8 protein-coding genes and 1 pseudogene are annotated in these 8,677 nt (G+C 70.3%); 4 read left to right on the top strand and 5 right to left on the bottom strand.

Features of this window, described 5'->3' with window-relative positions:
- From H0524_RS21905 to H0524_RS21890, 4 genes and pseudogenes are all read left to right on the top strand, one after another.
- On the top strand, nucleotides 1-647 hold a 647-nt coding region (locus H0524_RS21905; protein WP_218942391.1), incomplete at its 5' end, for a NucA/NucB deoxyribonuclease domain-containing protein.
- 29 nt (nucleotides 648-676) lie between these two features.
- The gene (locus tag H0524_RS21900; RefSeq protein ID WP_180200324.1) at nucleotides 677-1,039 is read left to right on the top strand and encodes a hypothetical protein; all 363 of its coding nucleotides are present in this window, start codon (nucleotides 677-679) and stop codon (nucleotides 1,037-1,039) included.
- Nucleotides 1,040-1,400: 361 nt separating this feature from the next.
- Nucleotides 1,401-1,571: pseudogene (locus H0524_RS21895) on the top strand (transposase); the annotation flags it as partial.
- 577 nt (nucleotides 1,572-2,148) lie between these two features.
- Entirely contained in the window at nucleotides 2,149-2,517 is a 369-nt protein-coding gene (locus H0524_RS21890; RefSeq protein WP_180200323.1) for a hypothetical protein, read from the top strand.
- A gap of 305 nt (nucleotides 2,518-2,822) precedes the next feature.
- On the opposite strand, the gene H0524_RS24360 is transcribed toward H0524_RS21890, so the two are convergent.
- From H0524_RS24360 to H0524_RS21865, 5 genes are read right to left on the bottom strand one after another with little or no spacing between them, the layout of a single operon-like run.
- A complete protein-coding gene (locus H0524_RS24360; protein ID WP_309225197.1) occupies nucleotides 2,823-3,134 on the bottom strand; it encodes a VOC family protein in 312 nt (103 codons plus the stop codon).
- Nucleotides 3,135-3,177: 43 nt separating this feature from the next.
- Complete coding sequence (locus H0524_RS21880) at nucleotides 3,178-4,035, bottom strand: spermidine synthase (protein ID WP_180200322.1); 858 nt, start codon at nucleotides 4,033-4,035, stop codon at nucleotides 3,178-3,180.
- Entirely contained in the window at nucleotides 4,035-5,021 is a 987-nt protein-coding gene (locus H0524_RS21875) for a hypothetical protein (RefSeq protein ID WP_180200321.1), read from the bottom strand. The genes H0524_RS21880 and H0524_RS21875 overlap by 1 nt, the downstream gene beginning before the upstream one ends.
- Before the next feature lie 28 nt (nucleotides 5,022-5,049).
- Nucleotides 5,050-7,524: an AAA family ATPase gene (locus tag H0524_RS21870; RefSeq protein ID WP_180200320.1), complete on the bottom strand. Its 2,475-nt coding sequence runs from the start codon at nucleotides 7,522-7,524 to the stop codon at nucleotides 5,050-5,052.
- A complete protein-coding gene (locus H0524_RS21865) occupies nucleotides 7,524-8,672 on the bottom strand; it encodes an exonuclease SbcCD subunit D (RefSeq protein WP_180200319.1) in 1,149 nt (382 codons plus the stop codon). The genes H0524_RS21870 and H0524_RS21865 overlap by 1 nt, the downstream gene beginning before the upstream one ends.
- Between the last annotated feature and the right edge of the window lie 5 nt (nucleotides 8,673-8,677).

The following is an 8,677-nucleotide window of genomic DNA, read 5'->3' as shown; positions in this document are numbered from 1 at the left end:
CCAAGACCGGATCGATCACCTCTACCGCTGAGCACCTGATCTGGCTGCCCGACGCCGGGACCTGGGTCACCGGCGCGCAACTCAAGCCGGGCATGTGGCTGCAGACCGCGGCCGGTACCTGGGTCCAGATCACCGCGATCACCAAGACTGTTCGCCAGGAACGAGTCCACAACCTCACGGTTGACGGCGTCCACACGTACTATGTGGTGGCCGACGAAACACCAATTCTTGTCCACAACTGCCCCGATACTCCGGCCCCCTCAAAGCACGACACTGCAATCGGGCCGGTCGATGCAAATAGTGCTGGGCCGGTTACCCTTCCAAGGGTCGTGTTCGATTCGAGCAGAATGCCAAACATCGCTGCGAATATCCGCGCTGCTCAGGCGAGCGGTAAGCCGATGGTCCTAAACCGAACCAGGCATCAGGCGGATATCGATGCGAACAGGGCAGCCGCTTGTGCGGGCTTCTGTGGTGCGCCGCTTAGTCCCGACGAATATCCGTTTGCATCCTCGATGCAAGGCGGCGCCGGAGCGCGAATCCTGGGCGTCCCCCTTCCGGAGCAGCGACGCCAAGGCGGTGTACTGTCTGCCTTCTACAGGAAGTTCGGCATCGGGCATGGTGATCCGTTCGAAGTGGTGGTGAAGTAGTGGGCGTGAGCGGTCGTGAGGTTGACACCGTGGTTGACGTGCTGCCTCTGTACGGTCAGATTGAGATCGGCGACAGAGATGCCGTGGAGGTTCCTCAGTGGGAGACCGGCGAGGAGCAGATGGTCGCTAATGAGACCATGATCTGCGTTGCAACCCGATCTGATTCCGACGGGAAAGTGCGCGTAGCCGTAATTTCGGAGGGCGTCCGCGCTTCCGAAGGAAGTGAGGCTTTCGCGGGCGAACTGTCGCTGCCGAGTGGCGTTCTGGTCGTGGGAAACTCCATCGCAGGTCAGACCGAGGAGTTCGATCTTTCGCCCGCTAGGTCAATTATGATCCGCGTGCTTGTTGAACCTCGGGATCTGCCTCGTCAGGTGACAGTGGTCGTCGCTTGAGGTTGCGATAGAAAAGGGGGCTCGGTCGGCACATGTATGCCGCCGAGTCCCCTTCCCTATGGGATTTGAACAATGTAACGAGGTGCTCCGATACGTGATCGACTGGCAACCATGTGTGTTGAGGTGCGTGATCGTGCGCCCCGGTTGCTGTCATGGCCGATGTAAGCCGACGCTACGGCTTCTCATTGGCATGCTGCGTAGCGGCGTGGCGTCGATGTATGCCCGGCATGGGTGATTGCTTGGGGGTGGAAGTCCCCTGGGGAAGAGGTGGTGCTAACCCCGAGCTGGAGGCAACGGCGTCGTCGTGAGGCGGGGTCGGGAGGAAGCCCGAGGCGAAACCCTGCACCGAGGTGCACGAACCGCGTTCACCCGCGGCCTCGGCCTTGACCGCGACGCCTTCAACGCCGCCCTGACCCACCCCTTCCACAACGGCAGCACCGAAGGCGTCAACACCAAAACCAAACTGATCAAACGACAAATGTTTGGACGAGCGGGCTTCGCTCTCCTGCGCCATCGAATCCTGCTCGGCTGACCACCACCCTCCGTCACCACCGAATGTGAGACAGAGCGGAAATCTACGCAGTCCCCACGGGAAACACTAGGTGCAGGCATCGCCCTCATCGGTGGAGCCGCCTTCGGAGCCGCAGTGGCGGTCGCCTCCGGAATGGGAGGCAAAGCTGCCGTACAAATGGCAGCCAGCGGCGCACGATCCAGCGCCATCTCCGCTGCTGGCGGTGGAGGCAGCGCCGGCGGCGGGAGTAGCGCAGGCGCTCGTCCCGTTGTACCGTCGGTCGGACAGAAGATCTATCGAGTCTACGGAGGTGATTCCAAGGCAGGTGGGGCATCTTGGTCCCCTGTCGACCCACGAAGCGTAACGAACTACCGTGATGCGGCGGGGCTTCCGTCTGGAGGTGCGAGCGGAGGTAACAACACTGGCCGCTTTGTTATCGAAGGCACACTAGAAGATCCTTCGGCAGTAGTAGCGCAGCGCGACGCCTTGCCGCATGTTGGTATGAAGGGTGGTCTCCCCGAATACATTATTCCAGATTTGCTAGAAAGTGGATCTGTTTCTCCTGGCCGCGTCAGTGGCGTCAACCCGGAGTTCTGATGTGACCATAGACACCCTCTATCTGAGTTCACTGGACAGTGTTCGATTCGAACGCGTTCGTGAGTGTCGACTCGAACGCTTCCTAGTGTTCGATACTGGCAAGACTGCGGTAGTTGCCCAGCTGTCGCCAGCAGTGGTCGGGCAAGATTTTAATCGGAATTCCGACATCCAAACGGTGATCTTGGTCCCGCGGCATGGGGGTGCTTCTTTGGATCCGGTGAATGAGTTCCCCTGTTTTGTCTTCATTTCAATACCGCGCGTCGAGTTCGATATAATTCGCACTCCAATTGGCCGTGATGATCTTGAGGTTATCGGGTGGGGTGAGCTGTACAGGACAAGGGAAGATGCCGAGCGACATGCGTTTGATTGACGGCCATGCTCGATGCATGGTCTGTGATTCGTGATTGAGGACGTGGTGTTGATGTAGGTGCCGGACGGGGTCTTTGCCAGGGTTCTCGCAAGGACTCTGTTGGCTAACTCGCCGTAGCCGCCAGTGCTGGGACTTCGTGCAGCCGGTTGAGGCCACACACCCGGTTCATGTTCAGTCTTTTGCGGGAGGCCGCCGCACTGCCCTGATTCCCAACACGAGCACCGTCCCCCCCCGGTCAACCGGCGAGGGCTGAGCTGGCACGCCGAGCGGGGCCGGGAGGTCGCACTGTTCGCGGTCTCCTGGTTCTAGCCGGGGAACTGTTCGAACATGACCTCGTAGCCGTCCGGGTCCAGGCCGTAGAAGATGCGCGCCCATCCGACGTCTTCCGGGTCGAGGGTCACGGTCAGGCCCTCCTCCCGCCAGAGCCGCCACGTCGCGTCGAGATCCGTGGTCGGTACGACGAGGACGAAGCCGAGCCCGGCCGGGCCCTGCCTGGTCTGTTGCCCGCGCTCGGCGTGGTGGCAGGTACCCGCAGGCCAACCTTCAGCTGTTTCGTCGGCATTTTCGCCATCGTATAGACGCTGCGGATCAGTCGAAAGTGGCCGGCTGGTCGGCATCGGGAGCGCGCCGGATCAATACTCGGTATCGGGGTGCGCCGGATCAACCGCCGACCGAGAAGATCCCCGCCGGGGGCGGTGCGGAGTCGGTGGCGTCGGTGTCGTGGACGACCGGGGCACCCCCGGTGAACCGGATCAGCTCCTCGCCGGCGAGCACCCGGCCCGGGAACCAGTCGCCGGAGACCCGCCGGGTCAGCTCGGGCACGGGCGGGGTGCTGCGGCCGGCGAGCAGCACGAGGTTGCCGAAGCGGCGGCCCCGCAGCACCGCGGCGTCGCCGACCAGCGCCGCCTTGGGTAGCACTGATCGGACGGTGGCGACCTGTCGGCGGGCGTGCCGCAGCGGCGGGCCGTCGGCGATGTTCGCCAGGTACCAGCCGGTGGGTCGAAGGACGCGGGCCACCTCGGTGGCGAACTCCACCGAGGTCAGGTGGGCGGGGGTGCGGGCGCCGGCGAAGACGTCGGCGACCACGATGTCGATGCTGGCGTCCCGGAGGCCGGTGAGGGCTTCCCGGGCGTCGGCGACGCGTACCCGTAGTCGTGGGTTGGGGGGCCAGGGCAGTTCCCGGCGGACCAGCTCGACCAGCGCGCCGTCCACCTCGCAGACCCGTTGGGTCGAGCCGGGACGGGTGGCGGCGACATACCGGGGCAGGGTCAGCGCGCCGCCGCCGAGGTGCAGCAGGCGCAGCGGGGCGCCGGCCGGGGCGAGCAGGTCGATCGCGGCGCCGAGCCGGCGCACGTACTCGAACTCCAGGTGGGTGGGGTCGGTGAGATCCACATGTGACTGCGGGGCACCGTCGAGCAGCAGCGTCCAGGAGCCCGCCCGGTCCGGGTCGGGGACCAGCTCGGCCATCCCCGTGTCCACCTCGACGGCGGCCCGGTCGGTGGAGCGGCGGCGCCCCATCAGCCCGTACCGCCGGGTGGCTGCGCGGCGGCGGGCGTGGCGCTGCGCGCGGCGGCGACCAGGGCGCGGTGCAGCAGCCGGGAGTCGCCGATCATCCGTCGCAGCCGGCGTTCCAGGCCGGCGATGGGGATCAGGTTCTGCGGTGCCCGGGGGTCCTTGTACGGGGTGGAGGCGAATCGGGGCAGGGTCACCACGGACAGGTCCGCCAACGCGACCGCCGCCGCGATGTCCAGCTCGGTGGAGCACTCCACCCGGACGATGCCCGCCCAGGGAGCGCCACCGGCAACCGGCAGCCGCAGGTACCACGACCAGCCGCCCCACGCGGTGCCGAGCCGGAATACCGGGGAGCGCTGCCCGGCCGTCAGCCCGGTGACCACCGCGGTGAGCCGGGCGTCCAGGTACTGGCTGTGCTGGGTCTTGACGTAGCCGAGGGTGCGGGGCAGGAGCCGCCGGTTGCGCAGCGGCCCGTCCACCACCAGCAGATCCTCGTCGCTGCGGGCGGCGCTGGAGACCGCCACCTCCAGCGCGGTCAGCGGCCCCTGCACCGCCGCCGGCAGCTTGGCCAGCTCGCCGCTGCCGCCGACCCGGTGCACCGGGTAGTGGACGTTGCCGGCGCGCACGTCCACCGCGGACGGGCTGGCGGTGAAGAGCCCCCGCTCCACCCGGGCACCGGCCAGCTGGGCCGCGCCGCGCTCCAGGTCGCAGCGGACCACCCCGGCCGCGTACGAGGCGGCCAGCCCCGGGTACGAGACCCCGTCGGGCTCGGTCAACCACAGGCTGGCGTCGTTGCGGCGTACCCCGTCGACGAGGAGCACCACGGCCGGGGCGTGCACGCCGGGCTGGGGCCCGACCGCCCGCCACTCGGCTGCGGGCAGCTCGTGGTCGGCCTCGACCCGGGCGCTGCTGGGCGCGGCCGGGCCGCCGGCGGCGGCCTCGAACGAGGCCCCGTACGCCGGGTCCCACGCGTCGACGAAGAAGCGGGTCACCCGGGTCGCCTCCGCCCGCCGTCGGCGTTCACCGGCCGGTCCGTTCGATCCGGGCCGACCGGGCGTCCTTGCGGACCTCGAAGCGGACCGGTATGCGCTCGGCCAGCGCCGGTACGTGGGTGACCACGCCCACCATCCGGTCGCCCCGCGCGGCCAGGTTCTCCAACGTGGCCGCCACCGTGTCGAGGGTGGCGGTGTCGAGGGTGCCGAACCCCTCGTCCAGCACGATGGACTCCAGGCTGGCCGCGGTGGTCGACATCCCGGCGAGCTGTTCGGCCAGGGCCAGTGCGAGCGCCAGTGATGCCTGGAAGGTCTCCCCGCCGGAGAGGGTGCGTACGCCTCGGCGCAGGCCGGCGTCGTGGTGGTCCACGACGAAGAACTCCCCCTTGTCGTGGACCAGGTCGTACTGGTCGCCGGAGAGTTCGCGCAGGATTGTCGATGCCCCGTCCACCAGCAGGTCGAGTGCTTCGGTGAGCAGCCACCGTTCGAAGTTGTTCGCCCGCAGGTGCCCGGCGAGCGCGCGGGCCACCTGCGCCTCACGTTCGTAGGTGGCGCGCTGCTCGCGCAGCTCACCGGCCTGCTCCCGGCGACGGGTCACGTCCCGCAGCTGCGCCTCGGCCCGTTCGAGGGCGACCGCCGTGTCGCGGCCCGGGTCGTCGGTGACCGGCACCCCGGCCGCCGCGAGGAGCCCGCCGATCCGCGCCTGGACCGCGGCCACCTGCGCCTCGGCCGCGCTCACCGCCGCCACCCGGTCGGCGCGCTCGGTGCGCCGTCGCGTCACCTCGGCGGTGGCCCAGTCGGTCAGCGTCGTCCACGCCGCCGCCACGTCCTCCCGGTCGGTGGCCGGCGGGCCGAAGCGGGCCAGCCCGTCCCGGGTCGCGTCGAAGGCCCGCCAGGTGGTGCGGAGCCGCTCCTGCGCGGAGTCCACCGAGGCCCGCGCCCGGCGGGCCTCGTCCCGGCCGGCGCGGACCGCCGCCGCCGACTCCTCCAGCTCCTGCCGCAGCCGCCCGTGCTCGGCCAACGCCTGGTGCAGCGCCGCCGGCTCCGGGGCGTCGGCCAGCTGGGTGTGCAGGGCGGCCAGCCGTACGTCGAGCTGCTCCTGCCGGGCCCGTGCCGCCACCAGCTCCCGTTCCCGTTCGCGGGCGGCGCCGTCCCGCTGCGCCACGGTGGCCTTGGCCGTCTCGCTGGCCGCCCGCGCAGCCTTACCGGCCGCGACCGCCGCCGACACCGCGGACCCGGCCGGGACCGCCGGGACCCGGGCGACGGTCTGCTCGCAGACCGGGCAGGTGGTCCCGTCGTGCAGCTGCTCCCGCACCGCCATCGCCAGGTCGGTCGCCTGGGCCTGCTCATGCGCCTGGAAGGCCGCCGCCAGGTCGGCCTCGGCCTGCTCGGCCGCCGCCTGCGCCGCGGTCAGCTCCGCCGTCGCCGCGGCGTGCCCGGCCTGGGCCGCCGACACCGCCGCCCGGACCGTCTCGGCCTCGCCGGCCAGCCCCGCCCGGTCCTCGTACGCCCGCAGCAGCAGGCGCAGCGCGCTCTCGTCGCCGGCGGCGGCCAGCTCGCCGCGGAGCTTCTCCTCCCGCTCCTCGGCGAGCGCCACCACGGTCGTGGCCTGGTCCGCCTCGGTCTGCGCGGTCGCCACCGCCCGGGCCACCTCGGCCACCCCGGCGGGGGCGCGTACGGCGTCGAGTACGGCCAGGTCGGTGTCGAGGGCGGTCAGCGCCCCGCTCGCCTCCCGCGCCGCGGTGTGCGCCGCCGCGTGTTCGGGAACGGCGGCGGTGACGGCGGTGGCCAGCTCCCGCATCTGCGCGACGCGGGCCGACACCTCGTGGAGGGTGGCGTCGTCGATGTCGGTGAGGCCGGTGAGGGTCTGGTTGACCACCTCGAACTTCGCCTCGGCCTGGCTGGCCCGGGTCCCCGCCTTCTCCCGTACCTGCTCGTAGACGCCGAGGCCGAGCAGGTTGACCAGGATCTCCTGCCGTTTGGCCGGTCGGGCGTGCAGGAAGTCGGCGAACTGCCCCTGCGGCAGCAGCACACAGCTGGTGAACTGCTCATACGGCAGCCCGACCGCCGTCAGCACCGCGCCTTCCATCTCGGCGACCGTGCCGGCGAGCACCTCGCCCAGGTCCTCCGGGCTCAGCCCGGTGTCGAGCTTCGCCGGGTCGAAGCCGGGCGGCATGAGCTGCAGGCCGGCGCCGGAGGTCTTGACGTTGCCCCGGCTGTCCCGCCGGACCACCCGGGTGGCCACGTAGCGGTCGCCGGCCGACTCGAAGACCAGCCGGACCCGCGCCTCGGCCGCCGACGGGGCGAGGGCGTTCGCCAACCCGCGGGTGCCACCCCACCGGGGTACGGTGCCGTAGAGCGCGAAGCAGATGGCGTCCAACACGGTGGACTTGCCGGATCCGGTCGGCCCGACCAGCGCGAAGAAGTCGGCGTCGGTGAAGTCGATCGTCGTCGCCACCCGGAAGACGGTGAAGCCGTCGAGGTCCAGTCGCATCGGCCGCATCAGTGCTCGACCTCCTCGAAGAGCTCGTCGAAGAGTCCCCGGACGTCGTCGTCGGCGTGTCCCCGGTCGTCCAGGTAGTCGCCGAAGAGCTCCCGCGGTGACCGGCCGGCGCGCTGGGCGACGCGGGCCCCACCGCCGGGCGCGGGCACCAGCTCCGGATCGATCCTGATCTCCAGGGCGCGGGGGAGGAGCTCCTGCACCTCCTCGCGGAGGCCGGCCCGGGGCTGCTCCCGGACGAAGACCCGCAGCCAGGCGTCGGGCACCTCGACCTCGGCGAGCTGCGCGAGCGTGCCCCGGACGGTCCGCAGGGTGGCGGCGGCGGGGATGGGCACCTCGCGCACCTGGGCGGCCGTGGTGGCGGTCACCTCGACCACGGTCACCGACGGGATGTTCTCCTGCTCGCCGAAGTCGACCGCCAGCGGGCTGCCGCTGTAGCGGATCGGGCACCCGCCGTCGACCCGCTGGGCGCGGTGCAGGTGACCGAGGGCGACGTAGTGCGCGCTGCCGGGGAAGACCGTCGCCGGCACCGCGTAGCCGAGGACGGTGTGCGCGTCCCGCTCGCCGCCGCCGGTCGCCGCCCCGACCACGGTCAGGTGGGCGGTGACCAGGTGCACCCGGTTCGGCTCGGTGAAGCCCTCGGTCAACCGGGTGACGATCCGGCCCAGGTGGTCGGCGTACGTCTGGTTCGCCTCGGCGGCGGTCAGCTCGTACATCTCCACGGCCCGGACCGCGTACCGCTGGGACAAAAACGGCAGCGCGGCGAGCTGCCAGCGTTCGCCGCCGCCGGTCGTACCGTCGATGATGTGCTCGTCGGGGTCTTCGCGGACGTTGCCCCGCAGGGTGATCCCGGCGGCGTCGGCCCACGGCCGCAGCGCGTCCAGCGCCGCGCCGTTGTCGTGGTTGCCGCCGATGGCGACGACGTCGGCACCGGTACGGCGCAGCGCGGTCAGCGCGCGGGTGACCAGCCGGGTCGCCTCGGGGGTGGGGGCGGCGGTGTCGTAGAGGTCGCCGGCGATGATGACCAGGTCCGGCGCTTCCCGCCGGGCCACCTCGATCACCCCGGCGAGGACGGCCTTCTGCTCCTCGGCCCGGGACTGCCCCTTGAGAACCTTGCCGACGTGCCAGTCGGAGGTGTGCAGGATTTTCACGGCTC

This window comes from Salinispora sp. H7-4 (genome assembly GCF_013416675.1).
Classification (GTDB): domain Bacteria; phylum Actinomycetota; class Actinomycetes; order Mycobacteriales; family Micromonosporaceae; genus Micromonospora; species Micromonospora vitiensis.
Note: the sequence above shows the minus strand (reverse complement) of the source record. Positions and strands in the feature narration are given on the sequence as shown.

Bases quoted from the DNA above. Each gene is read 5' to 3' on its own strand.
- H0524_RS21880 (WP_180200322.1), bottom strand. From the start codon at position 4,035: ATGGGGCGCCGCCGCTCCACCGACCGGGCCGCCGTCGAGGTGGACACG.
- H0524_RS21870 (WP_180200320.1), bottom strand. From the start codon at position 7,524: ATGCGGCCGATGCGACTGGACCTCGACGGCTTCACCGTCTTCCGGGTG.
- H0524_RS24360 (WP_309225197.1), bottom strand. From the start codon at position 3,134: ATGCCGACCAGCCGGCCACTTTCGACTGATCCGCAGCGTCTATACGAT.